This window comes from Pseudomonas sp. AC532, from assembly GCF_979258965.1.
In genome coordinates this window covers 1,912,102-1,937,768 of sequence record NZ_OZ409888.1, presented here as the reverse complement: position 1 = coordinate 1,937,768, position 25,667 = coordinate 1,912,102, and the positions used below count along the sequence as shown (strand labels likewise).

Below are 25,667 nucleotides of genomic sequence, written 5' to 3'. Positions count from 1 at the left end.
GGGCCGCATCAGCGGCCCTTTTTCGTGGTGCGAGGAATCAGGCCGGCTCGACCTGATCCTGGCCGCTGCCAGCCGCCACATCGGCTTGCTCGCGGCGCTTGATGTACTTCCAATCCGCTTCGTCGATGTAGATGCCGTTCGGCCCGCTGCCGCCTTCCAGATCGATGGCCACGGTGGCCGACACCTGCGGTTTCACCGACGCGAGGATCGGCACGAAGCCCAGTTGCAAGCTGGTTTCTATGAGCGCCTGCTGATTGCGCTCATCGATGTCCGCGGCCTCGTCGAGGTAGTAGGGTAGACGTACCCGGCCGGCCTGGTCGCGGTCCATCAGGTGCAGCAACAGGTACATGTTGGTCAGCGCCTTGATGGTCATCGTGGTGCCGTTCGACGCAGCGCCATCGATATCCGTATGGATCACTGGCTGGCCATGCACCTTGGTGATCTCGAAGGCCAGTTCGAACAGGTCCTTGAGGCCCAACTGGTTGCCGTTCGCAGCCACCAGGCGCGACAGGTAATCCTTGGCCTGCTCGTTCTTGGCGTCCTGGTCACTGCTTTGTTGCAGGTCGAAGACCGACAGGGTTTCGCCTTCTTCATACTGGCCGGCGCTGTGGATGATCTGGTCGATATGGCGCAGGGCATCCTTGTTCGGCGCCAGCACGATGCGAAAGCTCTGCAGGTTGGACACCTGGCGCTTGTTGATCTCGCGATTGAACAGCGCGAGCTGATGCTCCAGGTTGTCGTAGTCGCTGCGGATGTTGCGCAGGGTGCGGGCGATATCGGTGACCGCCGCACGTCTGGCCTTCGCCAGGGTGAGGGCTTCGTCCTGGCGGTGAGCGTAGGCGTTGACCAGCAGTTGCAGGCGGCGCTCCATGTCGTCTTCGCTGTCGAACTTGGCGACGCCCTTGAGGCGCACCTGAGCGTACAGCGCCTCGATCTGACCGTCGATACGTTGCAGGCCTTGCCAGGTGTCCTGGTAGTCGTTGAGCAGCGGCTGCAGGTTGTCCAGCGAGTCGTCGACCGGCTCCATGTAAGGCGTGCCGAAGGGCAGGTCGGCGGGCAGTAGCTGGCGGCGGCGCAGGGCGTCTTCCAGGGTGCGCTCCTTGGCTTCCAGGTCGGCGATCTGCCGACCGATCAGTTGCAGCTTGGCGGAAAGCTGCTGGACGCGCTCGGTGAAGGCGTCACTGGCGCGCGTGAGTTCGTCCTGGGCGGCTTCCAGTTGCGCGAGCTTTTCCAGCTTGCCGTTTTCCTCGGCGGCCAGTGTCTGGCTGCGGCGGAAGTCTTCCAACGCCTTCTGGGCATCCAGTACGGCCTGGTACAACTGCTCGGCCTGGGCCTTGCTCGCGGCGCGGTCGGCGGCTACCGATTGCTGGGTCTTGAGCTGCTTGTACTCGCGGTCGAGGCGGTCTTTCTGGTCGCGCAGGGCGGCGCGGTCGGCCAGCGCCTGCAGGGCCGGCGGCTCGATGTGCGAGAGGTCGATGTCCAGACCGGGCACCTGAAAGCGCTCGCCTTTGAAACCATCGAGGATCGCCTCCAGGGATTTGACCCAGACGTCGCCGTCGTCGAGCTGAATGCCTTTTTCGCCTAGCGGCAGGCTGAACAGTTGGCCATTGAACAGGCGCATCAGGCGGTCGACGTCAGCCTGGGAAAACTCTTCGCGCAGGCGCGAGTAGCTGTTGTTGTCGGCGTGGTCGAGCTGCTGCTTGACCGACTTGAGGCGCTTCTCCAGGTCGCGCAGACGTTCGTCCAGATCCTCGCTGGAGAACTGGCGAGACTGCGCAAGCGCACCGGCCAGTTCGTCGTGGGCATCCTTGGCGGCCAGCAGCTGGGCTTCCAGCACCTTGACGTCATCGACCAGGGCAAAGCGGTTCTTCAGCACCGCGAGCTCGCCCAGCCAGCGCTGGATCTCGCTGATCTCGCGCTCCATGCGCATCAGTTCCTGAGTGCCGCCGCGCTGGTCGTTCTGCAGGCCGTCCTGCTCGTTGCGGTAGTGCTCGGCCTGGATCACCAGCTCTTCCTTACGAGCATCGGCATAGTCGTGCCAGGTGCCGAGCAGCGAATCGAGCAGCGGCGACAGGCGATGCAGCTTGCCGCGCAGGTGTTCGCGCTGGGCAACGCCGGAGGCCAGGGCTTCGATCAGCGGGCCGGCGGTGACCAGTGCCTGGTAGTCCTGCTCCATGCGGCGCACGTCGCGGAAGGCTTCTTCGGTGGCGGCGATGTAGTCGACACTGCCCGAGCGCAGGCTGTGCTCGAAGGCGTCGAGGAACAGCTGTTTCAGCTTCGCCGCGGTGATCTCGCGCATGTGCAGCAGGTTGATGAACAGTGCGCGGAAGGTCTTCAGGCTCTGCTCGCTGGTCGAGCGCAGCGGAATCAGGGTCAGGTCCAGCGGAATGCTGGTGTGCCCGCCCACCAGCAGGCGACGCAGTTCGTCAGGCTTGAGCTCGTAGGCGGTGATGCCGGCCTGGCCGAGGTTCTTGAACAGTTCGCGCTGGCGCAGGCAAGTGCCATTCTGCTGGTAGTGATCCAGATCCAGCTCGCCGGCATAAGCGAAGAACTGGTGGCCGAAACCACCGCCCGGGCCGCGGCCAGCTACGCCGATCACATGGGGGCCATGGGGCAGGGCGACTTCGACGAGGATGTAGCTGGTGTCGGTGGCGAAATAGAATTTGCGCGACTGCTCCAGGCTGTACTTGCCGAAGCTCATGTCCGACATGCGCGCCAGGATAGGGAACTGCAGGGCGTTGATCGAGGCCGACTTGCCGAGGTTGTTGGCGCCGTACACCGACAGCGGGTTTTCCAGCGGGAACAGGCCGAGGCTGTAGCCGGCGGTGTTGAGCAGCGCGAAGCGGCGGATGCCGTAGCGTTCCTGGGTCATGCGTCTTGCTCCTGTGCGGCGCGTTCTTCTGCCAGGGCACGGGCCATGGCCTCTTCCTCGGATTCTTCGGCGTCATCGAGGGTGATGATCGGGTCGCCACTGTCGTCGTCGATCAGCACCGGGGCCGGCAGCGGCAGGTCGGTGCTGTGCAGGCTGGCGGCCAGGTCACGGTCGTGCTGCACGGACAGGCACACGTCGAGGAAGCGGTGCATCGGCGGCAGGAAGCGATACACGCCGTTGCTGTCCTCGGCGAAGCCAAGTTGGGTCAGGCGGCGGATGACCTTGTCTTCCAGCTCTTCATGGGTGGTGACTTCGGCCTGCAGGAACAGGTCGCGGTACTTGTCGAGCAACGCCGGCAACTCGTCGCGGCCGATGCTGCCGCCGTCAAGCACGCTCAAGGGGTCGCGCCCCTGATCGGCCAGGTGCTCGACCAGGATGAAGGTGAACAGCGCCAGGCGCTGGGCGGTCTTGTTGACCTGGGCCGCGGCCTGCTCGGGCACGAAGTAGTAAAAGCCGCGCGGGTCGCATACCAGTTCGAAGCCCATGGCCTTGAACAGGGCGCGGTACTGATCCTGCATCGTGGACAGCTGGGCGTAGCATTCCGGCTCGCTGCGCGAGAGGTGATAGCCCTTGAAGAGCTCGCGGAAGATCGCCGCGAGCTGGGTCATTTCTTTCAAATCAATGTTCATGCGTCATGCTCACGGGCAGTCTTAGGGTGAAAGGCGCGAAGCGCTTTCCACCTGAGAATTTGATAGGGCTGATGGCGGGCTGGAGTAGGGTGGACGACGCTTCATCCGTCCACCGCCCGGCAATCGACAAGGTGGACAAAAAAAGCGTTGTCTGCGCGCCCCGATCCACCCTACGTAAAAATCAGCCATTGGGGCGGCCCACCAGGGCATAGGAGCTGATGCTGATCTCATGCTCGCGGGTCAGGTAGGTCTGACGCTCCAGGCGGTCGCGCTGGAAGCGGCCTTCGCGTGACAGGCGCGAGAACCAGTAGAGCAGCTCATCGGTAGCACCTTCTGGCTCCTGCTCCAGCAGCCAGCTCATCAAGTCGGGCAGCGGCAGCGACTGTTCGCAACGGTCAATCATTTCCCGCGCGGTTTTCGGCGCGCGCGGGTTGTCGCCCTTGCGCTTGCCGCTGGCTTTCGGGAAGTGGTTGGGCTTGGCTTCGAAGCGCGCCAGGGCATAGACGTAGGCCTCGACCTGCGACGCACTGCCAAGGAAGTTGCTCTGCGGCCGGCTGAACAGCGGCATGGCCGCTTGTGGCACGGCGTCGATGCCTTTCTTGCGTATGACCGACAGCGCCAGCGCCGCACCACGGGTCACCGCGTTGTGGCGACGGGCTTCCTCGCGCAGCGGCAGCAGCAATTCGCGAGCCTTGCGCAGGGTCAGCTGGGCGCTGGTCTGCATTTCCAGGATGCGCGCGTGGGTACGCAGCAGCAGGTCATCGTCGACCAGTTGGCCAAGGCGCTGCTGCTCACCGAGCAGCTTGAGCAGCACCTGCTCGACACGGCGTACGCCTTGCTCGAAGGCGCCGTCGGCGGCGACCAGCTGGATCATCGGTTCGACGTACTCATCCCAGGTGGCCAGCACTTCGGCGTAACGCTGGCGCAGGGGAATCTGCCGGTCACTGGTCTTGGCCCGCTCGGCCACGCCGATCAGTGCCTGCTCGTCGTTGTTGAGCTTCTTCAATACGTCGCGTACGCGCATGTCGAGCAGGCGCAGCTGGCGGGCCAGGTCGTTGCCGTCGCGAATTTCGAAGGCGTCCTGGATGTGGCCGGCCAGGCGTTCGAGGTGACGCAGGTAAGCTTCGATTTCCAGGCACAGGCCGAGGCGGTGTTCGCGGCGCAGGTAGGACAGAAAGTCGTGAATCTGCGCGTTGAGCTCGAAGCGGTTGGGGCTCTTGGCCACCGGCACCAGGATGTCCAGGCGGATCCACTGATCGAGCAGGGCGGTGACATCCACCGCCGTGCTCTGCGGTGGTAGCTGGGCGGTCAGCTGGTTGCGCAATTCCACCAGGCTCAAGGTGCCGGCATCGAAGCGTTCACCGAGCGGTTCGAGCAGGGCCCAGTGCTCGGCAAGGGCGCGCAATACGCGTTTGGGGTCGATCATCGCGGGACGGTCGCTCGCTTGCGAAAAAACGTCAATTGTACGGGAAAGCGAGGGGCACCTGCATTGTCACGCGGGCGTCATCCGTGTGGGGCATGCTCGGCCTCGAATCACCGGCTCACGGTGCGCAATACGCCATGAAATATCCGTAAATGGACAAAATATGCTCAACGGCCTTTCGATCTCTGGCCGTTGTCGGCACAATTCGCGTCCGCTTTTTTCGGGAGGCTGGCGGGCTCCTGTTGGCCGACCTTTATTACGGATTGCGCAATGATCAAAACGCCGTACTACCTCATCGACAAACAGAAGCTGCTCGGCAACATGGAGAAGATCGCCTACGTGCGCGAACACTCCGGGGCCAAGGCGCTGCTGGCACTCAAATGCTTTGCCACCTGGTCGGTATTCGACCTGATGCAGCAGTACATGGACGGCACCACATCAAGCTCGCTGTACGAGCTCAAGCTCGGCCGCCAGAAGTTCGCCGGCGAAACTCATGCTTACAGCGTGGCCTGGGCCGACGACGAGATCGAGGAGATGCTGGCCAACTGCGACAAGATCATCTTCAACTCCATCGGCCAGCTCGAGCGCTATGCCGAAGCGTCGGCGGGCAAGGTGCGCGGCCTGCGCGTGAATCCGCAGGTGAGCAGCTCCGATTACCTGCTCGCTGACCCGGCGCGGCCGTTCAGCCGTCTGGGCGAGTGGGACCCGGTGAAGGTCGAAGCGGTGATCGATCAGATCTCCGGTTTCATGTTTCATAACAACTGCGAGAACGGCGATTTCGGCCTGTTCGACAAAATGCTCAGCCACATCGAAGAGCGCTTCGGCCACTTGCTGCACAAGGTCGAGTGGGTCAGCCTTGGCGGCGGCATCCACTTCACCGGCGAAGGCTACGCGCTGGACGCCTTCTGCGCGCGTCTCAAGGCGTTCTCCGAGAAGTACTGCGTGCAGGTTTACCTGGAGCCGGGTGAAGCGGCCATCACCGGCAGCGCCTCGCTGGAAGTCAGCGTGCTCGACACGCTCTATAACGGCAAGCACCTGGCCGTGGTCGACAGCTCCATCGAAGCGCACATGCTCGACCTGCTTATCTATCGCCTCAACGCCAAGCTGGCGCCCAGCGAGGGTGAGTACACCTATATGGTGTGCGGCAAATCCTGCCTGGCCGGCGACATCTTCGGCGAGTACCCATTCGCCAAGCCGCTGCAGATTGGCGATCGCCTGTCGTTCGTCGACGCGGCGGGTTACACCATGGTCAAGAAGAACTGGTTCAACGGCCTGAAGATGCCGGCTATCGCGGTCAAGCAGCTCGACGGCAGCGTCGAGGTGGTGCGTGAATTCGGCTTCGAGGATTACCTGTCGAGCCTGTCGTAATACCGCAGCATTTTCTCAACGAGCGCAGTACCCTGGGGGTGAAACAATTGAAGAAGAACGTTCTTATCATTGGTGCAGGAGGTGTCGCCAAGGTGGTGGCCCACAAGTGCGCGCAGCACAACGACGAACTCGGTCGTATTGCCATCGCGTCACGGAACATCTCCAAATGCCAGGCCATCATCGACAGCGTCAAGGCCAAGGGTAGCCTCAAGGTTCCCGCCGACATCCAGGCCTTCTCGCTCAATGCACTGGATATAGAAGCGACCAAGACGCTGATCCGCGAAACAGAATCGCAGATCGTGATCAACGTCGGTTCCGCCTTCCTCAACATGTCGGTGCTGCGTGCCTGCATCGATACCGGCGTGGCCTATCTGGACACCGCCATTCACGAAGAACCGGGCAAGATCTGCGAAACCCCGCCCTGGTATGGCAACTACGAGTGGAAACACCTCGAGGAATGCCAGCAGAAAAACATCACGGCCATTCTCGGCGTCGGTTTCGACCCGGGTGTGGTGAACGCCTATGCGGCCCTGGCCCAGCAACGGCATTTCGACACGATCGAGTCGATCGACATCCTCGACGTCAATGCCGGCAGCCATGGCAAGTATTTCGCGACCAATTTCGACCCGGAAATCAATTTCCGCGAGTTCACCGGACAGGTCTACAGCTGGCAGAACAGCCAGTGGACGACCAACACCATGTTCGAGGTCAAGCGTACCGATGACCTGCCCGTCGTCGGCGAGCAGAACCTGTACCTGACCGGCCATGATGAAGTGCATTCGATCTCCAAGAACCTGGGCGTGCCCAACGTGCGTTTCTGGATGAGCTTCGGCGAGCATTACATCAACGTATTCACCGTGCTGAAGAACCTTGGCCTGCTCTCCGAGCAACCGGTGAAGACCGCTGAAGGCCTCGAGGTCGTGCCACTGAAGGTGGTCAAGGCCGTGCTGCCCGATCCTGCCTCGCTGGCGCCGGGTTACACCGGCAAGACCTGCATCGGTGATCTGGTCAAGGGCACCAAGAATGGCCAGCCGCGCGAAGTGTTCATCTACAACGTGGCCGACCACGAAGACGCCTATGCCGAAACCGACAGCCAGGGCATTTCCTACACCGCAGGCGTACCGCCTGTGGCCGCTGCGCTGCTGGTAGCCCGCGGCGAATGGGATGCCAAGCGCATGGTCAACGTCGAGGAGCTGCCGGCCGAGCCGTTCCTCAGGGCGCTGGACGTGATGGGCCTGCCGACGCGGATCAAGGATGAGCATGGCGACCGTCCCTGGGATCAGTCGCTGTAAGGCTTGTTTGCGTAACGGCTGCACAAGAAAGGATCGCCTAGGCGATCCTTTTTTATTGCGCGACCGGCCGGGCTAGACGCTGAAGCGGCCGACCAGGCGGTTGAGATCCGCTGCCAGGCGCGACAGTTCGTGGCTGGAGGCGCTGGTCTGGTGCGCACCGGTGGCAGACTGTACCGACAGGTCGCGGATGTTCACCAGGTTGCGGTCGACCTCGCGGGCCACCTGGGCCTGCTCTTCGGCGGCACTGGCGATCACCAGGTTGCGCTCGTACATTTCGCTGATGCCGGTGGTGATCTCGCCTAGCGCGGCGCCGGCACTTTGCGCCAGTTCGCGGGTTTCACGGGCTCTGCTGGCGCTCGCCTGCATCGACGTCAGCGCCTGGCTGGCTCCGGTGCGCATGCTGGACACCATCTGTTCGATTTCCTGGGTGGAGTTCTGCGTGCGATGGGCCAGGGCGCGCACTTCATCGGCGACCACTGCGAAGCCGCGGCCGGATTCACCTGCACGCGCCGCCTCGATGGCCGCGTTGAGCGCCAGCAGGTTGGTCTGTTCGGCGATGGCGCGAATCACATCCAGCACCTTGCCGATTTCCTGGGATTGTTCGGCCACCCGCTGTACCAGAGTCGAGGTGCCTTCCACTTCGCCGGACAGGTCGCTGATCGCCGCGATGGTTTCCGACACACGCGCCTGGCCAACCTGGGCCGACTGGTTGGAGGCTTTCGAGGCTTCGGACGTGGACACCGCATTGCGGGCCACCTCGTCGACGGCGGCGCTCATCTGGTTGACGGCCGTGGCGGCCTGTTCGATTTCGTTGTTCTGCTGCTGCAGCCCGCGCCCGGCCTCTTCGGTTACGGCGTTGAGCTCATCGGCAGCGGCCGCCAGCTGTGTCGAAGAACCGGTGATCTCCGCAAGAGTGTCGCGCAGGCGCTGCTGCATCTGCGCCAGCGAGCTTTGTAACTGGCTGACTTCGTCGCGGCCATCGACGGCGATGCGTTTGGTCAGGTCACCTTCCGCCACGTAGCGGGCGGCCTGCACGGCATCTTTCAGCGGCCCGACGATGCTGCGCGTCAGCAGCCAGGCCAGCAGCACGGTGATCAGCGCGGCAAACAGAATCACGGCAATTACCACCAGGCGGGAACTGGCGTAGTACTGCGCCGAGACCTGGCCCTCCTGTGCGATGCCCTTGCTGTAAATATCGCCCAGCTCGGCAAGCTGCGCGCCGGTGCCATCGACCACCGGCTTCATGTCCACCAGCAGCAGTTTGTTCAAGGCATCGCGGTTGCCACCGCGTGCCAGCACGAACGAATCGGCCATGCCGCGCTGATAGGCGGCGAAGTCCTTGCGGAACTGGTCGTAGATGCGCCGCTCGTCAGGGGTGTCGATAAAGGGCTCGAAGTCGCGGATGTTCTGTTCCAGCACCTTGTTGCGAGCGTCGTACTGGCCGACGTAGGTGCCGACATTGGCAGGATCGGGGTCGAGTGCCACGCGCAGGGAAATGGTGCGGATGCGCAGCATGTTCTCGCGTATGGAACTGACCGCCTGGATGCTGGGCACCCAGTCGGTCTCGATGGTGCTGGCCCGCTCGCGGATACTGGACATGGTGGAAAGCGAAAAGATACCCAGGAAGGCCACCATCAGCGCGATCAGGGCGAATCCGAAGGCCGCTCGGGGAGCGATATTGAACTGGCGTAATGACATGAAGGCCTCGTTGGCTCAGGCAGATATTATTGTAATCAACCAGCCTATCGGCTGAGTTTTGAACGGCTTTAGGGTGCTTGCGCAGCCCGGCGTCTTGCTCTTGTGACGGCGCAAAGCTCGTCACGCTTGCGGTAACAATTATCAGGTCATACGATGACTGATCACAATAATCACAACAACAAGGCCATCCCTCATGTTCAAGCCGCTTCTGCTCGCTACCGCACTCGCCTCATCGCTGGCGCTTCCAGCGCATGCCGCCGCGCCCTTCGCCTATATCTCCAGCCCCAATGACGGTTTGATCTCCCAGTACCAGTTGGACGAGGGCAGCGGCGCCATCTCGCTGGTCGAGCAGACCAAGGCGGGTGACAAGGTCAACCCCATGGCGCTGTCGCCGGATGGCACCACGTTGTTCGCGGCACAGCGCGTCGCGCCGTTCACGGTGCTGGTCTACAGCATCGACGCGAAGACCGGGCATCTGCAGAAACGCAGCCAGGCGCCGCTGGCGGACAGCCTGGCGTACATCTCCACAGACCGTAGTGGCCGTTTTCTGATGGGCGCTTCCTACGGTGGCGCGGTGCTTACCGTGCAGGCCATTGATGCCGAAAAGCAGGTGTCGGAAAAGGTTGCGGTGTACAAGACCGGCCCCTTCGCCCACTCGATTCGCAGCGATATTAGCGACCGTTTCGTCTATGCCGGCAACCTCGGCGCCGACAAGGTGCTGCAGTTCAGCCAGGACAAGCAAACCGGGGCGCTGACGCCCATCGGCGACGGCTATGCCAGCACCGCGGCCAAGAGCGGACCGCGGCACATCGTGTTCTCGCCCAACGGCAAGTTCCTCTACGTGGTCGGCGAGCTCAGCGGTACGGTAACCGGCTATGCCATCGACCCCGACAGCGGCGCTCTGCAGCAGGTCAGCCAGGCCGACGGCGTTCCCGCCAGCCTGGGGCTTGCCCAGGGCGAGGCCCGCAGTGCGGCCAACAACGATCTCAAGGATGACCCGACGCCACGCATCTGGGCGGCCGATATCCGCCTGTCGCCAGATGGTACGCTGCTGTACATCACCGAGCGCACCAGCAGCTCGGTATCGGCCTTCAGGGTCGATCCGCAAAACGGCAACCTGAGCTTCATGGGCAACTATCCGGTGAAGGAAAAGCAGCCGCGCAACATCGCCTTCTTTCCCAGTGGCAAGTGGCTGCTGGTGACCGGCGAGAAAAGCCAGACCGTGGGCAGTTATGCCATCGGCGACAAAGGCAGCCTGAAACGGGTCGGCGAGGCGAAGTCGGGTGATGGCGCGCTGTGGATCGAGATCCTGCAGCCCAAGCCCTGATCACCTTTCACGTCACGCAAAAAGGATCGCCTCGGCGATCCTTTTTGTTGCCAGCTCGTGGCCTCTACACCGTAACCACACCCAGCAGCACCGCGCATGCCAGCATGACCAGGCTGATACCCCAGGCCCACAGCACCGTGTAGCGGATGTGCTTGTACAGTTCCACGCCCGCCAGGCCGATGGCCAGGTAGACGCTGGGCACCACCGGGCTGACGCCGAAGCCGGTGTTCTCGCCGATCAGCATGGCATTGGCGACGGCGGCCGGATCAACGCCGGCCGCCACCGCGACGTCACGAATCACCGGCAGCAGTGCGAAGTAATAGGCGTCCGGCGAAAACAGCATGCCCAACGGCACGCCAAAGGCGCCGATGATCACGTGCAGCCAGTTGGCCGAGCCTGCGGGCAGGATATCGATCATCCAGCGGGCCATGCCTTCGGACATGCCGGCGCCGGCCAGCACACCGAGCAGAACCCCAGCGGCAAGCATCACCAGGGCCATTTGCATGGCGTCGCTGGCGTGGCGCAACACCGCCTTGTTCTGTTGCTCCAGGCTCGGGTAGTTGAGCACCAGGGCCACGCCGAGGCCGACCATGAAGCAGGCGAACAGCGGAAACGCACCGGTGAACAGGCAGACGAGGATGATCACCGTCAGCGCCAGGTTGGCCCAGTAGCGCCATGTCCGAGGGCTGAGCAGGTGCTCGCTATCGGCCACTGGCGTTGCGTCGGCGTCGGGCTGGCCAGCCATGGCGCCGTAGCCGGCAAGCTGGCGTTGAGCGCGCAGGCCGAGAAGTACCGCCAGGCCCATGACCAGCGTCAGGCCGATCACCTGAATGGGGATCAGCGAGATCCACAGTTGCGAGGCATCGATGCCGGTCACGGCCGAGGCCCGGGCCGTCGTGCCGCCCCAGGGCACCATGTTCATCACCCCGGCGCTGAGCACCACCAGGCACAGCAGCATCTCGCGGCTCATGCCCAGGCGCAGGTACAGCGGCAGCAAGGCCGGGATGACCAGTAGAAACGTCGCCGCGCCGATGCCGTCCAGGTGCGTGACGGCAGTCACCGCCACGGTGACGATCGCCACTACCAACGGCCGGCCCTTGGTGCTCTTGAGCAGGAAGCTCACCAGGGGAGCGAACAGGCCGCGTTCGCGCATGACGCCGAAATACAGGATGGCGAAGATGAACAGGGTGGCCGTCGGCGCGACCGCCTTCAGGCCTTCGGTGATGAATTTGCCAATCTCGCCAAGGCCGAAACCGGCCACCACGCAGGCAATTACCGGCATGGTGACGAACGCCACCAGGGGCGTGACGCGGCGCATCAGAATCAGCGCGACGATGATGAACATCAGGGTAAAGCCGAGGGCGGTGATCATGTCGATCTCTCCGATTTTATTATTGTTGGAGTCGCGGGGCTGTTAGCGCTGGCGCTATGAGGGCGGTGGCAGCCTCAGGTCGAGCAGGGCATAACTCAGGCTTTTACCGTGGCGGTCGATGGCGGGGCTGGCATTCACGCCACCCTCCAGGGCGTTTTCCACCACGAAGTTGAAGCCGCCCAGGTTCGGCAGTTCATAGCGGCGCACCGGGCCGATCTGCCGGTGAGCCAGGCAGCCCGCCACACGTTCCACGGTCAGTTCGGCGGCCAGCCAGGTGTAATGCGCCGGGTCATAGGCGAACACCGCGACGCTCAGGGTGTTGCCCTTGTCGCCCGCGCGGGCGTGGGCGTAATCGCACAGCAGTACCTTGTCACTCATCAGAACCACTCCACCCGTTGCTGCACCTCGGTGCGGGGGATCAAAAAGCTCGCCGTGCCCAGCGACTCGCTCAGGTGCCGCCTCACTCCGCCGCCACCTGCCGGGCCGTTGGTGTACAGCGACTCGGCGTCGAGCAGCAGGTTTTCCAGCAGGGCCTTGTCCTGGTCGACGAAGCTGATGCGCAGGCGCACGTCCTGCGGATCAGGCGTCTGGGCCAGGCGCTGCTGCAGCCATTCGCCGCGGGCATCGTTGAACAGGCTGGCGACGCCGATCAGGTCGATCCACGGCGTGAGCTGCGGCGCCAGGCGCGCGCAGCGCTGTAGCAGAACGTCCCGGGCCAGCACGGCGCGGGGCAGGGCGCCGTGCCCGGCGTAGGAGATTTCCGCTTCGGCGAACCACTTGCCGCGCAGGCCGACCAGCCCCTTGAGTTCGGCTGGGCGTGGATGGCCGCGCACACCTTCGACCTCAACCTGGTCGGGGCCGGCCTGGCGCACCCGCGCCTGGGTGAGGTCCAGGGTCACGTCCGGGGTCAGGTAGGCGGCCGGGTCATGCACTTCGTAGAGCAGCTGTTCCTTGACCGTGCGCTCGGTGACGCAGCCGCCAGTGCCAGCCGCTTTGCCAATGGTCAGGCGGCCATCGGCCTGGATGCTGGCGATCGGGCAGCCGACGTTGGCCAGATCCGGCACGTCCTTGAGGCCGGGGTGGGCGAAGTAGCCACCGCTCACCTGGGTGCAGCATTCGAGCAGGTGGCCCACCGTGGTGGCCAGGGCGATGCGGTCCCAGTCGTCGGCCTGCCAGCCAAAGGCATGGCGCAACGGGCCGACCGCCAGGCTGGGGTCGGCCACGCGACCACAGAGGACGATATCGGCACCTTCGTCGAGGGCCTGAACGATACCATCGGCACCTGTGTAGACATTGACCGACACCACTTCGCCGTCCAGAGGCTCGGGCAGCCAACGTTGCAGCGCGTCGTTCGAGTCGAGCAGATCGTCACCCAGTACGCAGGCGATGCGCGCCGCGGCGAAGCGGCTGTTCTGCAATTGGCTGCGCAGGCGCCGGGCTGCGGCGCTCGGGTTGGCCGCACCGCCATTGGTGATGATCGGGATGCCGGCCGCCAGGCAGGTCTCCAGCACCGGCTCGAGAAAGTCGAACAGGCGTGTGGCGTAACCGCTTTCGGTATCAGCCAGGCGGCGCAATTGCGCCTCGGCCAGGGTGCGCTCGGCGAGCAGTTCGAAGAACAGGAAGCGGTGACCGTCACGCGCGGCCAGGTCCCTGGCCAGCGCCAGGGCAGCATCGGGGCGATCATTGGCAAAGCCGGCCCCGCAACCGATATGGACTGTTGTCATCATTATTGATCCAGGTCGAGGTCTGCTGGCAGCCTGCAGCGTCTGGATTTAGTTGTGAATTCGAAATGTGGTATTAATTGATAAGTATCTTTTATAAGAGACGCCTCCATGGACATCAGCTTTCGCCAGTTGCAGGCCTTCGTGCTGATCGCCGAGCAGCGCAGCTTCAGCCGCGCCGCCGAACAGATCCACCTGTCGCAGCCGGCGCTCAGCTACAGCCTGCGCAAGCTCGAGGAAGCCCTGGGACTGTCGCTATTCGCGCGCAATACCCGCAGCGTGGAGCTGACCGAGGCCGGGGTGCGCTTCCTGGAACAGGCCCGGCGCCTGTTGCGCGACATGCACAACGCGGTGCACGACGCCCAGGAACAACTGCACCTGCAGAGCGGCTCGCTGCGCATCGGCGTGCTGCCGTCGGTGGCCATCGAGCCGCTGCCACGGGTACTGGTCGATTATCGGCGCCGTTATCCGGGCATCGAGATCAGCCTGCGCGACGGTCGCGCCGGGGAGATCCGCCAGTGGGTCAGCGCTGCCGAAGTGGACTTCGCCATCACGTCGGCAGCCGAGGAGCCCGGGGTACTGGATTTTCAGCCCCTCTACGACGACAGCCTGGTAATGCTGGTACGCGGCCTCGGCAGACTGCCGGCGGGCGATCTGGTCGCGTCCGTGCGCGAGCTGGATTACATCGCCACGACCCCTGACACCAGCCTGCGCACCATGGCCGACCAGACGTTGCAACGCATGGGCCTGCTGCGCGAGCCGCTCTGGGAGGTGGCCTACATGAGCAGTGCCGCCGCGCTGGCCCGGGCGGGCTTGGGCTACGCGCTGCTGCCGGCGAGCGTGGCGCACACCTTCAACGCCGACGGCAGCCTGTCGGTTCATGCGCTTCGCGCAGCACCCACGCGAGGGATCGGTGTGTTGCAGCGCAAGCCCTGCTACCTGAGCCCGCCAGCGCAGGCGTTCGTCAGCCTGCTCAAGCAGCATGCGGCGACCGCTGGAGATTAGCGTGGCGAGAGGGCTACCCGCAGCAGGCGATTCACGCGACAATCAGCGCCCTTGAAAATCGATGTGCCGGGTACCCGAGATTTGAACACCGAGCTGCGACGCCGCGCCTATCTGGATGCCATGCAAGTGGCCACCTGGCTGCCGCGTGTCGAACTGCCCTTCGCGGCGCCATCGCGGCCCGAATTGCTGGCTGCATTCGAGCCTGAGCCCGAGGCCGAACTGCAAAGTGTCGTGGCGCCGAATGTGCCGCCCAGGGCGCCGGCCGCAGCGCCTGTGGTCGCGCCTGCCGGTAACGAAGTGGTACGCGAGCGACCTCGCATCGAGGTGCCCAAACCCGGTGCAGCCACCAAGGCCAGCGAGCCCGCAGCGACTGCCGAAGTCAGTGCGCCGCCAGCGCGCGAGCGCCCGACGCCGCCACCGCGGTTCGCCCTGCAGCTGTTGCGCGCCGGCAGTTGTGCACTGCTGGTCGAGCTGCCCACCGGCGAGCCGTTCCAGAGCCGCGACCCAGCCTACCTGCTACTCAAGGACCTGCTGCGCGCCGCCGGCCTGCCGGACGCGCCGCAGATCATCGGTGAGCCGGTGCGCTGGCCGCTGCTGGTGCGCGGCAACATGGACCAGGGCCCGCAGGCGGCGCTGGATTTCGTGCAGAGTTTCATCGGCGCGCGGCTGGAAGAGCAGGAGCCCTGCGCCTGCCTTTGGCTGATCGGCCTGCCGGCGATTCGTTTCGCTGGCGATGCCGACGCCGAGGCCTACAACCGGGAATTGCAGGTCGAGGAACTGGGTGCCGCGTGGGCGCTGCCCGGGCTGGAGTTGTTGATGGACGAGCCGCAGCGCAAGCGCGAGCTGTGGCAGGCCATGCAGCGGGTACGGCGTCGGTGGCTGGAGGCTTCGGCATGAGCGACGCGATTTCCTTCCGCCGGGCCACCGAGGCGGATATCGACGCGGTACTGAAGATCGAATACGCCGCCTTCAGCCACCCATGGACGCGCGGCATCTTTCTCGACAGCCTGAAATCCTACGAAGTGTGGCTGATGTTCGAAGGCAGCCAGCAGGTCGGCCACGGGGTGATCAACGTGATCATCGACGAAGCGCATTTGCTCAACATCACCGTCAAACCCGAGAGCCAGGGCCGCGGGCTGGGCCTGCGGCTGCTGGAAAAACTGATGGAGCGCGCCGCCGAGCTGAAGGCGGGTGAGTGTTTCCTCGAGGTGCGCTCCAGCAACCAGGCGGCCTATCGGCTTTACGAGCGCTACGGCTTCAACGAAATCGGCCGGCGTCGCGATTATTACCCGGCGCCAGGCGGTCGCGAAGATGCCCTGGTGATGGCCTGCACCCTGGTCGAGTGATTCATCAGCGACGCGCCTGACGGCGCAGCTCGCGCTCCTCATCGACCAGGCTCAAATCGTACTTGTCCGACAGGGCTGGTGCTTCATCGCCGTCTTGCTGGGTGCCTGCGTCTTCGCGTGCCAGTGGCTTCTGCTCGGCTGGCGCGTCGCCGCGCTGCGCACCGAACATCTGCCCGTGCCGGGATGCGCGCTCTTGTGCTGCGCTGCGGAGCGCGGGCAATTCGTTGTTTCGCGCGTGTTTGTCAGTCATGACGACTCCTACCTGTCGATGGCTACACGCAGTGGACGGCCAGGCAGGGGCAAAGATTCCCCGTTTCGTTGGCAGCCCAGCGGCTGGCGGCGGCGGGTCGGCGCTGAAATCGTCTTGTCAAAAAGGCCGATGCATCCGTATGGTGCGCATCGACCTTTTCCGGAGCCACTGGAATGAGCGACCTGAAGCACCTGTTTGACAACAATGAGCGCTGGGCTGAGCGCATCACCCAGAACGACCCGGACTTCTTTCCACGCCTGGCCCGGCAGCAGACGCCGGAGTACCTGTGGATCGGCTGTTCGGATGCTCGCGTGCCGGCCAACGATATCGTCGGGCTGCTGCCCGGTGAGCTGTTCGTGCACCGTAATGTGGCGAACGTCGTGCTGCATACCGACCTCAATTGCCTGTCGGTGATCCAGTACGCGGTCGACGTTCTCAAGGTCAGGCATATCCTGGTCACCGGCCATTACGGCTGCGGCGGCGTGCGTGCGGCCATGCACGACACGCAATTCGGTCTGATCGACGGCTGGCTGCGCAATATCCGTGACCTTTGTTACGAGCAGCACGAACACCTGGCCACCTTCGCGGACCAAGAGGCGCGGGTCGATCGCCTGTGCGAGTTGAACGTTATGAAGCAGGTGGGCAACGTCAGTCGTACCAGCATCGTCCAGAACGCCTGGCACCGCGGCCAGCCGCTGTCGGTGCACGGCTGCATCTATGGCCTCAGGGATGGCCGCTGGAAGGACCTGGATGTGACCGTGAGCAGTGCCGAGCAATTACCCGAGCAATACCGCTTGCGTGCGCCGCAGTCATGAACACGCGTGGCGCTTCTCGCCAACTGGCGATTGCCGGGGTGCTCTTGGCGGTGCTCTGCTGGGCGGGCAATGCCCTGGTCGCACGCGCTTTCGCCGGGGAAATCCCGCCGTTCGCCCTGGCCTTCTGGCGCTGGAGCCTGGCGCTGGTGATCGTGCTGCCCTTCGTCGCCGTGCCGATCTGGCGGCACCGGGCGGCGATACGGCGCGCCAGCTGGCGGTTGCTGGTAATCGCGGCATTCGGGGTCGCCGGCTACAACACCTTCCTGTACAGCGCGGCGCAGACCACCGCGGCGATCAACATCACCCTGGTCAATACCTGCATCCCGCTGATGACCTTTATCTTTGCCGGCCTGCTGCTCGACGAATGGCCGGCACGTCGCGCCTGGTGGGGCATGGCGCTGGCGGTGCTGGGCCTGCTGGTGCTGATCTGCCGCGGCGACTGGCAGACCCTTGCCGGGTTGGCATTCAACCGCGGCGACCTGATCATGCTCTTGGCGGTGCTCGACTGGGCGCTGTACACCGTTTTGCTGCGTCGCTGGGGGGGCTACCTGGCGCCCATCCCGCCGCTGGCGCTGCTCGGCGTCTTCATGCTGCTCGGCGTGCCGCTGATCCTGCCGCTGTATCTCTACGAGCTGGCTAACGGCGCGCAGTTGCTGGCTACGCCGGCCAATCTGGCAGCCATCGCCTACACGGCAATCTTTGCCTCGCTGGTGGCCTATCTGGGCTGGAACAACGGGGTGAAGGTGCTCGGTGCCTCGACCGCGGCCATGGGCAATTATTTGATGCCGGTGTTCGTGGCGATTCTTGGCTGGATCCTGCTGGGCGAACGTTTGCAGGGTTTCCACTGGGTCGGCGGCGCGATGATCTTTGCCGGCTTGCTGCTCGCGACGCTGCCCAGACGTGCCATGCACCGACCGGCCTGAGCACTGGCCTGGCAGCCCGGCCGTCGCTGTGCGCAAGCCGGGCTACCAGGGCGGTGCTACGAGGCTTAGCGGTAAGCCGCCAGCACCTGGTCGATTTGCAGGTCGATGCTTTGCAGGCCGCCGCCGGACAGGTACCACAGCGCCGGGTCGAGATAGACGATGCGCTTGGCCTTGGCGGCCGCGGTAGTGGCCAGTGGTGAGTCGCCCAGCGTGGCGACATCCAGAGGCGTGCCGCCGATTGCTGCGCTACGGTCGATGATGAAGATCACCTCCGGGTTGGTAGCCGCGATGCTGTCGGCGGTCAGCGGCTGAGGACGCTGGCGCGGTGCGTCGGGCGCCTGTGGTGCGGGAGCCGGCAGGGCGCGTGGCGCCTGCAGCAGGGAATAGATCAACGGCTGTTCGGTGGGCGCGAAGCGGCCCTCGTTATGGGTGAGCACCAGGGTCCGTTTGGCGGACGCGGCGATGGCCTGGCGAGCGCGTTGGGCCTTGTCGCCCAGCGCAGCGAGTGCTTGCTTGGCCTCGGCAGACTTGCCAAACAGCTCTCCGAGCAGCGTGACGTTGTGAGTCACCCCGGCGAAATAGTCGCGACCGGTGATGCCCATGTCCAGGGTCGGGGCGATCTGCTGCAGCGCCTCGCGGCTTTCGCCCTGGCGCCCGGTAATCAGGATCAGCTCGGGCTGCAGGCTGCGCACCTTGTCGAGGTCGGGCGTCTTCATGCCGCCGGCATCGCGCACGTGTGCGGCCTGGCCTGCCAGGTAGGGTGGAACGTTGGCGGGGGCAGCCACCACGCGGTCGCCGACGCCCAGGGCGATCAAGCTGTCGTAACTGCCGAAATCAAAGCTGACGACCCGTTTGGGGTTCGCCGCGACTACGATTGGCCCGCCGGGCTGGGCCACGCTGACGCTGGCCGGCTGATGCGAACGGTTATGGCTGCAGCCGGCTATTGCCAGTGCCAGCAGGGTAAGCGCAATGGCCTTCTTCACCTGGATGATGCTCCTTGGAAATAACGGGGTGCCGCCGACGTGCCGGCACCCTTCAGGGCGGGGAACATAGCATCGCAAGGTTGATCGAGACGCTTTCTCAACGGGTAAAGATTGCAAGTCTCGCGTGCCCCCGAACTTTGTAGGGGCAATTTCGGGGGGCTGGAAAACTTTGCCAGGTCATTGACGGTCTACCCTCGTGGTTGGCGTCCGTGACGAACATGGCGCCGTGAACGGGCATAAGGGCAATCTGCTTGCTAGTGTTATGCCATCTGCGCAAGATGGACCGTGAGTCAATGGATTACTCGCACGCCTCTCGACCTGCCGAACCCTACGCCGTCACGCCGCTGACGGCGTCTGCCGTGCCCGTTCGTGGCTCCTGCTGGCAGGGCCTGATGGTGATTGCGATAGTGCTCAGCCTGACCGGCTGCGCACGCAACCAGAACAACGGTGCCTTTCTCAGCAACAGCGCGGCGGCCACGCCCGGTGAGCTGTTCCAGACCAGCTCCGACCGCGTCGCCACCATTGGCATGCGCAACAACCTCGACAGCCTCTATCGGCTGATGGACAAGCTTTACCAGCGTAACCCGCGGGAATGGCGCAAGAGCGGCCAAGGGGACCGCGAGGCCACCCAGCGCGCCGTGCAGCAGGCCATCGAGCAGGGCCGGCCACCGCCGTCGCTGGCCGGTCGCCAGGATATCGTGGCGCTCAGCTACGCATTGAGCAGCGAATTCCAGGGCGACCGCGTCGGTGCCTTCATCTATGCCATCGGCAGCATGCTGGTAACCGCCCACGGTGGGCGCACACAGTTCTACCTCACCGATTCCATCGACGCCCAGTTCGTTTACAACGCGGCGCGCAATATCGAGAAAGCCACCTGGCTACTGGCGACCCGCCGCGATGCCCAGGGCAACCCGCTGCTGCTGTCCAACGAGATATCCGAGCAAGGGCGCAACCTGAGCTTTGCCGTGGAGTTCGGCAAGATCGTCGCGCGCCTGGATTACCTCAGCGATGTGCTCGACGAGCGCTACCGGCGCATTGGCGTCAACTACGCCCACAGCCTGCTGTTCCTGAACTTCCTGCCGGTGCAGTAGCCGCCCCCGCAGCGAGCGCTAGCGGCTCGCAACAGGTTCTCAGACCTTTCTGACGAATTCCGATTTCAGCTTCATCGCCCCGATGCCGTCGATCTTGCAGTCGATGTCGTGATCGCCATCGACCAGGCGGATGCCCTTGACCTTGGTGCCGACCTTGACCACCAGCGACGAGCCCTTGACCTTGAGGTCCTTGATCACGGTGATGGTGTCGCCGTCCTGCAGCACGTTGCCGACCGAATCCTTGATCACCCGGGCGTCATCGCCGGACGCTTCGCCGGCGCTGGCCGACCATTCGTGGGCGCATTCCGGGCAGACCAGTTGGGTGCCGTCTTCGTAGGTGTATTCGGAGTTGCAGGCGGGGCAGGGTGGCAGCGTGCTCACGGGGGATCCTTAATGAGGCCGGTGATAAAAGGCCGCAGATTATATAGGGTTTTACCGCGGCCTGCTGGTGCGCGCATCAGGCGTCCGGCAGCAGCGCTTCGGCCTCGATCTCGATCAGCCATTGTGGCTCCGAGAGGCCGCTGACGAGGATCCACGAGGTGGCGGGTGGTCGCTCGGGGAAGTACTCGCGCAGCGCCTCGACGATACAGCCCTGGTCCTCGCGCGCCGCGGCGACTATGTAGATGCGCATCACCAGCACCTGCGCGAGGCTGCCGCCGGCGTGTTCGACCAGCCTGCGCACGTTGTCCAGGGCCGCGCGGGTCTGGCTGGCCAGGTCATCACCGGCCAGGCGTTCGTGGGCGTCGACTCCGATCTGCCCGGAGAGGTGCAAACGCCGCCCGCCCTGGCTGATCACCGCCTGGCTGAAGCCATATTGCAGGCTGTCGAATACGCAATCCGGATTGAGGGTTTGTCTGTACATAAGCGCCTCCTTGGCAAACAGCCAGCCAGTCTAGGGCACTGTCGCGCAGCGATTAAACGGATAACTGTTACCGGCTGCACAGCGCGGCGCGGATAAGCCGAACTCATGTGGTGTTAGGGACCTCCAAGCGAGAGCGGGCCGAACGTAGGGCGGTTGCCGCTCTTGACGACGATTCCACCGGCCGCACGCAAGCGGCCGGTCATGGCCAGCGGAGGCGCTATGTTTCTACCCAATTTGCAGGGTGTCAGCCTGTTTCAGGTGTTGAAGAAGACGGTGAACGACTTCATCGAGGACGAGCTGCCTACCTACGCGTCGGCCCTGGCATTCCAGATGTTCTTTTCGCTGTTTCCCTTCCTGCTGTTCCTGGTCGCGCTGATCAGCCTGCTGGACATGCAGCCGTTCTTCGACTGGCTCCGCCAGCAGGCCGAACTGGTCTTGCCGCGATCCACCGTGGAGCTGGTCAACCCGGTCATCGACCAGTTGCAGACGCAGAAGGCCGGGCTGTTCTCGATCGGTATCGTGGTGGCGTTGTGGACCGCCTCCTCGGCCGTACGCTCGACCATGGATGCGATGAACAAGGCCTATGGCGTGAAGGAGGGCCGCAAGCCGTGGAAGCGCATTCCGCTGTCGCTGCTCTATACCATCGGTATCGCCGCTGCGCTGCTCACGGCCGCGGCGCTGATGGTGCTGGGACCGCAAGTGATGAACTGGCTGGCTCAGCAGATCGGCATCGAGCAGATCGTGGTCACGCTGTGGAACTGGCTGCGCTGGCCGGTGGCGATTTCCCTGCTGATGATCGTGGTGGCGGTGGTGTATTTCGTGGCGCCGGATGTCGAACAGCGGTTCCGCTTCATCACTCCCGGCTCGGTGCTGGCGGTGGTGGTGTGGATCGGCGCCTCGCTGGGCTTTGCCTACTACGCGCAGAACTTCGCCAACTACAACGCCACCTACGGCAGCATCGGGGCGATCATCATTTTTCTGCTTTACCTGCACATCTCCTGTGCGGTGCTGCTGTTCGGCGCCGAGCTCAATGCGGTCATCGAGCACTTCTCGAAAGAAGGCAAAGAGCCAGGCGACAAGCAGATCCTGCCGGAGAACGAGCCCGCTACCTGACGGTGGGCTGCACTGGCGGCCACGTCAATTGCCCGCTGTCGCTGAAGCGGCGGGTGCCGAACAGGCCATCGGCAAGCTTGCCGCGCAACTGGTAGGGCAGGCTCTGCCCCGGCTGATGGCTGCTGGCGCCCCAGGCTTGGCGCAGTACCGAGTAGGCGGAGATGGTCACCGGCACGCGGATCACGGTCTCGCCGAAGCGCGGCACCTGGCCGCGCTGGTCACTGACGCCACGCGCCAGGGGCTGATCATTGATGTCCAACTGCAGCGACACGCCGTTGAAGTCTATGGCGCTCTCGTTGGGATTCTGGACTCGCAGCGTTACCGCGAAGCGCATCTCCAGGCCTTCGCCAGGCAGGGGCTCGAGGCCGACCAGATCGATATGCAACGGGTCGCGTGGCGTCAGGCTGGCGCAGGCGCAGAGGCCCGATAACAACAGCAGAAGCGTCAAGTGGCGCAGCCGGCCTGCGAGGCGCATGGCAATTCTCCGGTAATCGATGGTGCATGTGTGACCACGCCAGTCCGCGTTTGGCTCAGGCCTTTGCGCGCTGCCGGGCGCCAAGCACCAGGGCTATGCCGCCCAGCACCGCCAGCGAGCTCAGGGTCAGGCGCAGACTCAGCGCTTCACCGAGCAGCAAGCTGCCAGCCAGGGCAGTGATGATCGGTACGCTCAACTGCACGGTGGCCGCCTGAATGGCCTTGAGCTCGCTGATCGCCGTGTACCAGATCGCATAACCAAGGCCGGACGCCAGTGCGCCGGAGGCCAGGGCATAGAGAAGGCCGGGCAGGTCCCAGCGGGCGCTGTGCATCAGTACCAGGCTGAGAAGCAGCGCGATGGGCACGCAGCGCAGGAAATTGCCCGTGGTGGCGGCGAGCGCATCGCTGCTGGCGCGGCCCAGCAGCGAGTAAGCGCCCCAGGCCGCGCCGGCGATCAGCATCAACAGCGAGGGCATGAGTGCCGGTGCGCTGGCGCCCGGTAGCAACAGCACCAGCAATCCGGCGAACGCCAGCAACAAACCGGCAAGGCTCGCCGGGCTCGGTCGTTCACCTTGTCGCCACCCCCACAGCAGCATGCTTATCTGCACCGCGCCGAACAGCATCAGGGCACCCGCTCCGGCATCCAGGCTGACATAGGCGAAGGAGAAGGCCGCTGCATAGATGAACAGCGCCGCGGCGCCGTACCAGCTACCTGCAACGGCAAAGCCGCGCTGGCGCAGGCGCAGCAGCAGCGCGAGCATCAGCGCGCCGCTGAGAAGGCGCAGGCTGGTAAAGCTGGCCGGGTCAATCTGGGTGGTTTTCAGAGCCAGGCGGCAGAGCAGCGAGTTGCCGGCGAAGGCGAGCATCGCAACGGCGGTGAGGAGCAACGTGCGTGCTGCCATGGGCCATCCTTTTGCGCAGGTCTGGCGGTGAGTCGAGCCGTTCAGGCGCGGCGGTACTCGGCTACCGCTGCGCTGATGGAAGGAGCGAGTGTAAGCAAGCCAGGCATGGGAGGGCTATGCCCAGAAGGTCTTAGGGCACCATCATCGCTGCGATCAGGCGCTGCGCAGCGCGCGGCTGTGCAGCAACATGTCGATCATCGCCTCGACCATCGCGGGGGCGTGGGCGCCGAGGTCATACGCGTCAGGGTTGAGCAGCCAGTGCGCCTGGATGCCATCCATGTACGCGTGCAGGCAGATCGCCGCACGCTGGCAATCAAGGTCGGCCGGCAATTGGCCGCGATTCACGGCATTGCGTAACGTTTTCGCAATGCGCTGGTCGCAGTCTTGGTTGAAGGTTTGCATCTGCTGACGCAGGTCACCGAGCTCGGCGGTGTACTCGCACTTGTATTGCAGGATTTCTCCGACGCGTCGGCATTGTGCGTCGCTGTACATGCGCAACAACAGTTGCACCAGAAGCAGGCGCATGCTGCCCAGCGGATCAGGCTCGTCCTCGCTTTCGCAGGCGCGTGCCAGTTCTTCCTGGGGCAGCATGAGGCGGTCGAGCATGGCCTGGAAGACGTCGACCTTGTTCTGGAAGTGCCAATAGATGGCGCCACGGGTCACACCGGCTGCGGCCGCGATGTCGGCCAGCGAGGTGTTGGACACGCCTTTTGCATAGAACTCCCGCTCGGCCGCATCGAGAATGTGCGTGCGGGTTTCTTCGGCTTCCTCTTTGGTGCGTCTCGCCATCTGGGCAGGTTCCACGGTCAAAAAAGTGGATGAAGACCCTCGTTCAGGGTTTCAGGCGTCCACAGTGTTACACAAAAGATGCGTTTACAAACATTCTCGGATGTAAGTATATTTGCCGCCTATTCCTACTATCCACCTCGGCTATCTGCCCAGGTAACGCCCGCGCGGCTCGAATCAATATGACAATGAGGTTCTTTCAGATGCAGAAGAAGCCAGCCTTCGCCGCTATGGTTTCCGCTATCGCTCTGGCCACGCTGACGCTCGCAGGCTGCAGCGATGAAGCCGCGCCGCCGCCCCGCCAGGCCCCTACGGTCGGCATCGTCACCCTGCAGGCCGAGCCCTATACGCTGACCACCGAACTGCCCGGCCGCACCGCTGCGTTCCGGATTGCCGAAGTGCGCCCGCAGGTCGACGGCATCATCCAGAAGCGCCTCTTCACGGAAGGCACGGAAGTCAAAGTCGGCCAGCAGCTTTACCAGATCGACGCATCGGTCTATGAAGCGGCCGCCAAGAGCGCCCAGGCCACGCTGGCATCCGCCAAGTCGCTGGCCGAGCGTTACAAGGATCTGGTCGCCGATCAGGCCGTCAGCCGCCAGGCTTACGACGAAGCCCAGGCTGCGCGCCTGCAGGCCGAAGCCGCCCTGGAGCAGGCGCGCATCAACGTGCGCTATACCAAGGTGCTGGCGCCGATTGCCGGTCGCGTGGGGCGCTCTGCAGTCACTGAAGGTGCCCTGGTCAGCAACGGCCAGACCAACGCCATGGCGACCATTCAGCAGCTCGACCCGATCTATGTCGACGTGACCCAGCCGACCAAGGATCTGCTACGCCTGCGCCGCGAACTGGAAAGCGGTCAGCTGCAGAAGGTCGGCGACAACGCCGCCAAGGTTCAACTGCGCCTGGAAGATGGCAGCACCTACCAGCATGAGGGCACCCTGGAGTTCTCGGAAGTGTCGGTCGACGAGGGTACCGGATCGGTCACCCTGCGCGCCGTGTTCCCCAACCCGGATCACCTCCTGCTGCCCGGCATGTTCGTGCATGCGCGCCTGGCCGCTGGTGTGAACCAGCAGGCGATTCTTGCGCCGCAGCAGGGCGTGACGCGCAACCCCAGAGGTGAGCCCACCGCGCTGGTGGTCAACGCCGAGAACAAGGTCGAGCTGCGCCAGTTGAAAGCCGAGCGTACCGCCGGTAACCGCTGGCTGGTGCGTGAAGGCCTGAACCCCGGTGACAAGCTGATCACCGAGGGGCTGCAGTTCGTACAGCCGGGCGCCGACGTGAAAGCCACCGAAGCGAAGAACGTAGGTGAACCGCAGTCGTCGGGTTCCGACCAGGCTGCCAACCGCTAAGGAGCGATT

25 protein-coding genes are annotated in these 25,667 nt (G+C 64.1%); 11 read left to right on the top strand and 14 right to left on the bottom strand.

What is annotated here, in order from left to right:
• Positions 1-37: 37 nt before the first annotated feature.
• The 3 genes from mksF to mksB form a co-directional block, all read right to left on the bottom strand.
• Positions 38-2,872: an Mks condensin complex protein MksF gene (mksF, locus tag ACZ0AV_RS09250; RefSeq protein ID WP_499150771.1), complete on the bottom strand. Its 2,835-nt coding sequence runs from the start codon at positions 2,870-2,872 to the stop codon at positions 38-40.
• Positions 2,869-3,561, bottom strand: coding sequence for an Mks condensin complex protein MksE (gene mksE, locus ACZ0AV_RS09245; RefSeq protein ID WP_499150770.1), 693 nt, complete (start codon positions 3,559-3,561; stop codon positions 2,869-2,871). The genes mksF and mksE overlap by 4 nt, the downstream gene beginning before the upstream one ends.
• Before the next feature lie 181 nt (positions 3,562-3,742).
• Complete coding sequence (mksB, locus tag ACZ0AV_RS09240) at positions 3,743-4,987, bottom strand: Mks condensin complex protein MksB (protein WP_499150769.1); 1,245 nt, start codon at positions 4,985-4,987, stop codon at positions 3,743-3,745.
• Positions 4,988-5,254: 267 nt separating this feature from the next.
• Between mksB and ACZ0AV_RS09235 the strand changes: the two genes are divergently transcribed.
• Together ACZ0AV_RS09235 and ACZ0AV_RS09230 are read left to right on the top strand one after the other, a co-directional pair.
• Positions 5,255-6,352, top strand: a complete 1,098-nt coding sequence (locus ACZ0AV_RS09235) for a carboxynorspermidine decarboxylase (RefSeq protein WP_499150768.1) — start codon at positions 5,255-5,257, stop codon at positions 6,350-6,352.
• 47 nt (positions 6,353-6,399) lie between these two features.
• Complete coding sequence (locus ACZ0AV_RS09230) at positions 6,400-7,644, top strand: saccharopine dehydrogenase family protein (RefSeq protein ID WP_499150767.1); 1,245 nt, start codon at positions 6,400-6,402, stop codon at positions 7,642-7,644.
• Between the two features lie 72 nt (positions 7,645-7,716).
• Here the strand turns inward: ACZ0AV_RS09230 and ACZ0AV_RS09225 are convergent, their stop codons facing one another.
• Positions 7,717-9,342: a methyl-accepting chemotaxis protein gene (locus tag ACZ0AV_RS09225; RefSeq protein WP_499150766.1), complete on the bottom strand. Its 1,626-nt coding sequence runs from the start codon at positions 9,340-9,342 to the stop codon at positions 7,717-7,719.
• Positions 9,343-9,535: 193 nt separating this feature from the next.
• Here ACZ0AV_RS09225 and ACZ0AV_RS09220 point away from each other — a divergent pair, with 193 nt between their 5' ends.
• Positions 9,536-10,669 carry a lactonase family protein gene (locus tag ACZ0AV_RS09220; RefSeq protein WP_499150765.1) on the top strand — a complete coding sequence of 378 codons (1,134 nt, stop codon included), beginning with the start codon at positions 9,536-9,538 and terminating at the stop codon, positions 10,667-10,669.
• 64 nt (positions 10,670-10,733) lie between these two features.
• On the opposite strand, the gene ACZ0AV_RS09215 is transcribed toward ACZ0AV_RS09220, so the two are convergent.
• From ACZ0AV_RS09215 to ACZ0AV_RS09205, 3 genes are read right to left on the bottom strand one after another with little or no spacing between them, the layout of a single operon-like run.
• Positions 10,734-12,041 (bottom strand): CitMHS family transporter, encoded by a 1,308-nt coding sequence (locus ACZ0AV_RS09215; protein ID WP_499150764.1) that lies wholly within the window; start codon positions 12,039-12,041, stop codon positions 10,734-10,736.
• 54 nt (positions 12,042-12,095) lie between these two features.
• Positions 12,096-12,419 carry an AtuA-related protein gene (locus ACZ0AV_RS09210; protein WP_499150763.1) on the bottom strand — a complete coding sequence of 108 codons (324 nt, stop codon included), beginning with the start codon at positions 12,417-12,419 and terminating at the stop codon, positions 12,096-12,098.
• A complete protein-coding gene (locus ACZ0AV_RS09205) occupies positions 12,419-13,768 on the bottom strand; it encodes an acyclic terpene utilization AtuA family protein (RefSeq protein ID WP_499150762.1) in 1,350 nt (449 codons plus the stop codon). The genes ACZ0AV_RS09210 and ACZ0AV_RS09205 overlap by 1 nt, the downstream gene beginning before the upstream one ends.
• Positions 13,769-13,873: 105 nt before the next feature.
• Here ACZ0AV_RS09205 and ACZ0AV_RS09200 point away from each other — a divergent pair, with 105 nt between their 5' ends.
• The 3 genes from ACZ0AV_RS09200 (at position 13,874) to rimI (ending at position 16,113) form a co-directional block, all read left to right on the top strand.
• Complete coding sequence (locus ACZ0AV_RS09200; RefSeq protein WP_499150761.1) at positions 13,874-14,767, top strand: LysR family transcriptional regulator; 894 nt, start codon at positions 13,874-13,876, stop codon at positions 14,765-14,767.
• A 120-nt stretch (positions 14,768-14,887) separates the two neighbouring features.
• Complete coding sequence (locus ACZ0AV_RS09195; protein ID WP_499153334.1) at positions 14,888-15,664, top strand: energy transducer TonB; 777 nt, start codon at positions 14,888-14,890, stop codon at positions 15,662-15,664.
• Positions 15,661-16,113, top strand: a complete 453-nt coding sequence (rimI, locus tag ACZ0AV_RS09190) for a ribosomal protein S18-alanine N-acetyltransferase (protein ID WP_499150760.1) — start codon at positions 15,661-15,663, stop codon at positions 16,111-16,113. Before ACZ0AV_RS09195 ends, rimI begins: the two co-directional genes overlap by 4 nt.
• Positions 16,114-16,117: 4 nt before the next feature.
• Here rimI and ACZ0AV_RS09185 read toward each other — a convergent pair whose 3' ends face one another.
• Positions 16,118-16,363 carry a hypothetical protein gene (locus ACZ0AV_RS09185; protein WP_499150759.1) on the bottom strand — a complete coding sequence of 82 codons (246 nt, stop codon included), beginning with the start codon at positions 16,361-16,363 and terminating at the stop codon, positions 16,118-16,120.
• A gap of 173 nt (positions 16,364-16,536) precedes the next feature.
• On the opposite strand from ACZ0AV_RS09185, the gene can reads away from it, so the two are divergent.
• Together can and ACZ0AV_RS09175 are read left to right on the top strand one after the other, a co-directional pair.
• Positions 16,537-17,178 (top strand): carbonate dehydratase, encoded by a 642-nt coding sequence (gene can / locus ACZ0AV_RS09180; protein WP_499150758.1) that lies wholly within the window; start codon positions 16,537-16,539, stop codon positions 17,176-17,178.
• Positions 17,175-18,101, top strand: a complete 927-nt coding sequence (locus ACZ0AV_RS09175; RefSeq protein WP_499150757.1) for a DMT family transporter — start codon at positions 17,175-17,177, stop codon at positions 18,099-18,101. The genes can and ACZ0AV_RS09175 overlap by 4 nt, the downstream gene beginning before the upstream one ends.
• A 65-nt stretch (positions 18,102-18,166) precedes the next feature.
• On the opposite strand, the gene ACZ0AV_RS09170 is transcribed toward ACZ0AV_RS09175, so the two are convergent.
• Positions 18,167-19,084, bottom strand: a complete 918-nt coding sequence (locus ACZ0AV_RS09170; RefSeq protein WP_499150756.1) for an ABC transporter substrate-binding protein — start codon at positions 19,082-19,084, stop codon at positions 18,167-18,169.
• 293 nt (positions 19,085-19,377) lie between these two features.
• Here ACZ0AV_RS09170 and ACZ0AV_RS09165 point away from each other — a divergent pair, with 293 nt between their 5' ends.
• On the top strand, positions 19,378-20,175 hold the full coding sequence (locus ACZ0AV_RS09165; RefSeq protein WP_499150755.1) for a hypothetical protein: 798 nt from the start codon (positions 19,378-19,380) through the stop codon (positions 20,173-20,175).
• Positions 20,176-20,214: 39 nt separating this feature from the next.
• On the opposite strand, the gene ACZ0AV_RS09160 is transcribed toward ACZ0AV_RS09165, so the two are convergent.
• Both ACZ0AV_RS09160 and ACZ0AV_RS09155 read right to left on the bottom strand, forming a co-directional pair.
• On the bottom strand, positions 20,215-20,556 hold the full coding sequence (locus ACZ0AV_RS09160; protein ID WP_499150754.1) for a zinc ribbon domain-containing protein YjdM: 342 nt from the start codon (positions 20,554-20,556) through the stop codon (positions 20,215-20,217).
• A 76-nt stretch (positions 20,557-20,632) separates the two neighbouring features.
• A complete protein-coding gene (locus ACZ0AV_RS09155) occupies positions 20,633-21,037 on the bottom strand; it encodes a RidA family protein (protein WP_499150753.1) in 405 nt (134 codons plus the stop codon).
• 219 nt (positions 21,038-21,256) lie between these two features.
• Between ACZ0AV_RS09155 and ACZ0AV_RS09150 the strand changes: the two genes are divergently transcribed.
• Positions 21,257-22,150, top strand: coding sequence for a YihY/virulence factor BrkB family protein (locus ACZ0AV_RS09150; protein WP_499150752.1), 894 nt, complete (start codon positions 21,257-21,259; stop codon positions 22,148-22,150).
• On the opposite strand, the gene ACZ0AV_RS09145 is transcribed toward ACZ0AV_RS09150, so the two are convergent.
• The 3 genes from ACZ0AV_RS09145 to ACZ0AV_RS09135 form a co-directional block, all read right to left on the bottom strand.
• Positions 22,143-22,625: an LEA/WHy family protein gene (locus ACZ0AV_RS09145; RefSeq protein WP_499150751.1), complete on the bottom strand. Its 483-nt coding sequence runs from the start codon at positions 22,623-22,625 to the stop codon at positions 22,143-22,145. The genes ACZ0AV_RS09150 and ACZ0AV_RS09145 overlap by 8 nt on opposite strands.
• A 55-nt stretch (positions 22,626-22,680) precedes the next feature.
• A complete protein-coding gene (locus ACZ0AV_RS09140) occupies positions 22,681-23,526 on the bottom strand; it encodes an EamA family transporter (protein ID WP_499150750.1) in 846 nt (281 codons plus the stop codon).
• Positions 23,527-23,679: 153 nt separating this feature from the next.
• Complete coding sequence (locus ACZ0AV_RS09135; protein ID WP_499150749.1) at positions 23,680-24,315, bottom strand: TetR family transcriptional regulator; 636 nt, start codon at positions 24,313-24,315, stop codon at positions 23,680-23,682.
• Positions 24,316-24,515: 200 nt separating this feature from the next.
• On the opposite strand from ACZ0AV_RS09135, the gene ACZ0AV_RS09130 reads away from it, so the two are divergent.
• Complete coding sequence (locus ACZ0AV_RS09130; RefSeq protein ID WP_499150748.1) at positions 24,516-25,658, top strand: efflux RND transporter periplasmic adaptor subunit; 1,143 nt, start codon at positions 24,516-24,518, stop codon at positions 25,656-25,658.
• Positions 25,659-25,667: the final 9 nt, after the last annotated feature.

What these genes read in the sequence shown, in the direction of transcription:
- mksF (WP_499150771.1), bottom strand. Translation starts at nt 2,872, where the DNA reads ATGACCCAGGAACGCTACGGCATCCGCCGCTTCGCGCTGCTCAACACC.
- mksE (WP_499150770.1), bottom strand. Translation starts at nt 3,561, where the DNA reads ATGAACATTGATTTGAAAGAAATGACCCAGCTCGCGGCGATCTTCCGC.
- mksB (WP_499150769.1), bottom strand. Translation starts at nt 4,987, where the DNA reads ATGATCGACCCCAAACGCGTATTGCGCGCCCTTGCCGAGCACTGGGCC.
- ACZ0AV_RS09235 (WP_499150768.1), top strand. Translation starts at nt 5,255, where the DNA reads ATGATCAAAACGCCGTACTACCTCATCGACAAACAGAAGCTGCTCGGC.
- ACZ0AV_RS09225 (WP_499150766.1), bottom strand. Translation starts at nt 9,342, where the DNA reads ATGTCATTACGCCAGTTCAATATCGCTCCCCGAGCGGCCTTCGGATTC.
- ACZ0AV_RS09220 (WP_499150765.1), top strand. Translation starts at nt 9,536, where the DNA reads ATGTTCAAGCCGCTTCTGCTCGCTACCGCACTCGCCTCATCGCTGGCG.
- ACZ0AV_RS09215 (WP_499150764.1), bottom strand. Translation starts at nt 12,041, where the DNA reads ATGATCACCGCCCTCGGCTTTACCCTGATGTTCATCATCGTCGCGCTG.
- ACZ0AV_RS09210 (WP_499150763.1), bottom strand. Translation starts at nt 12,419, where the DNA reads ATGAGTGACAAGGTACTGCTGTGCGATTACGCCCACGCCCGCGCGGGC.
- ACZ0AV_RS09205 (WP_499150762.1), bottom strand. Translation starts at nt 13,768, where the DNA reads ATGATGACAACAGTCCATATCGGTTGCGGGGCCGGCTTTGCCAATGAT.
- ACZ0AV_RS09200 (WP_499150761.1), top strand. Translation starts at nt 13,874, where the DNA reads ATGGACATCAGCTTTCGCCAGTTGCAGGCCTTCGTGCTGATCGCCGAG.
- ACZ0AV_RS09195 (WP_499153334.1), top strand. Translation starts at nt 14,888, where the DNA reads ATGCAAGTGGCCACCTGGCTGCCGCGTGTCGAACTGCCCTTCGCGGCG.
- rimI (WP_499150760.1), top strand. Translation starts at nt 15,661, where the DNA reads ATGAGCGACGCGATTTCCTTCCGCCGGGCCACCGAGGCGGATATCGAC.
- ACZ0AV_RS09185 (WP_499150759.1), bottom strand. Translation starts at nt 16,363, where the DNA reads ATGACTGACAAACACGCGCGAAACAACGAATTGCCCGCGCTCCGCAGC.
- can (WP_499150758.1), top strand. Translation starts at nt 16,537, where the DNA reads ATGAGCGACCTGAAGCACCTGTTTGACAACAATGAGCGCTGGGCTGAG.
- ACZ0AV_RS09175 (WP_499150757.1), top strand. Translation starts at nt 17,175, where the DNA reads ATGAACACGCGTGGCGCTTCTCGCCAACTGGCGATTGCCGGGGTGCTC.
- ACZ0AV_RS09165 (WP_499150755.1), top strand. Translation starts at nt 19,378, where the DNA reads ATGGATTACTCGCACGCCTCTCGACCTGCCGAACCCTACGCCGTCACG.
- ACZ0AV_RS09155 (WP_499150753.1), bottom strand. Translation starts at nt 21,037, where the DNA reads ATGTACAGACAAACCCTCAATCCGGATTGCGTATTCGACAGCCTGCAA.
- ACZ0AV_RS09150 (WP_499150752.1), top strand. Translation starts at nt 21,257, where the DNA reads ATGTTTCTACCCAATTTGCAGGGTGTCAGCCTGTTTCAGGTGTTGAAG.
- ACZ0AV_RS09145 (WP_499150751.1), bottom strand. Translation starts at nt 22,625, where the DNA reads ATGCGCCTCGCAGGCCGGCTGCGCCACTTGACGCTTCTGCTGTTGTTA.
- ACZ0AV_RS09140 (WP_499150750.1), bottom strand. Translation starts at nt 23,526, where the DNA reads ATGGCAGCACGCACGTTGCTCCTCACCGCCGTTGCGATGCTCGCCTTC.
- ACZ0AV_RS09135 (WP_499150749.1), bottom strand. Translation starts at nt 24,315, where the DNA reads ATGGCGAGACGCACCAAAGAGGAAGCCGAAGAAACCCGCACGCACATT.
- ACZ0AV_RS09130 (WP_499150748.1), top strand. Translation starts at nt 24,516, where the DNA reads ATGCAGAAGAAGCCAGCCTTCGCCGCTATGGTTTCCGCTATCGCTCTG.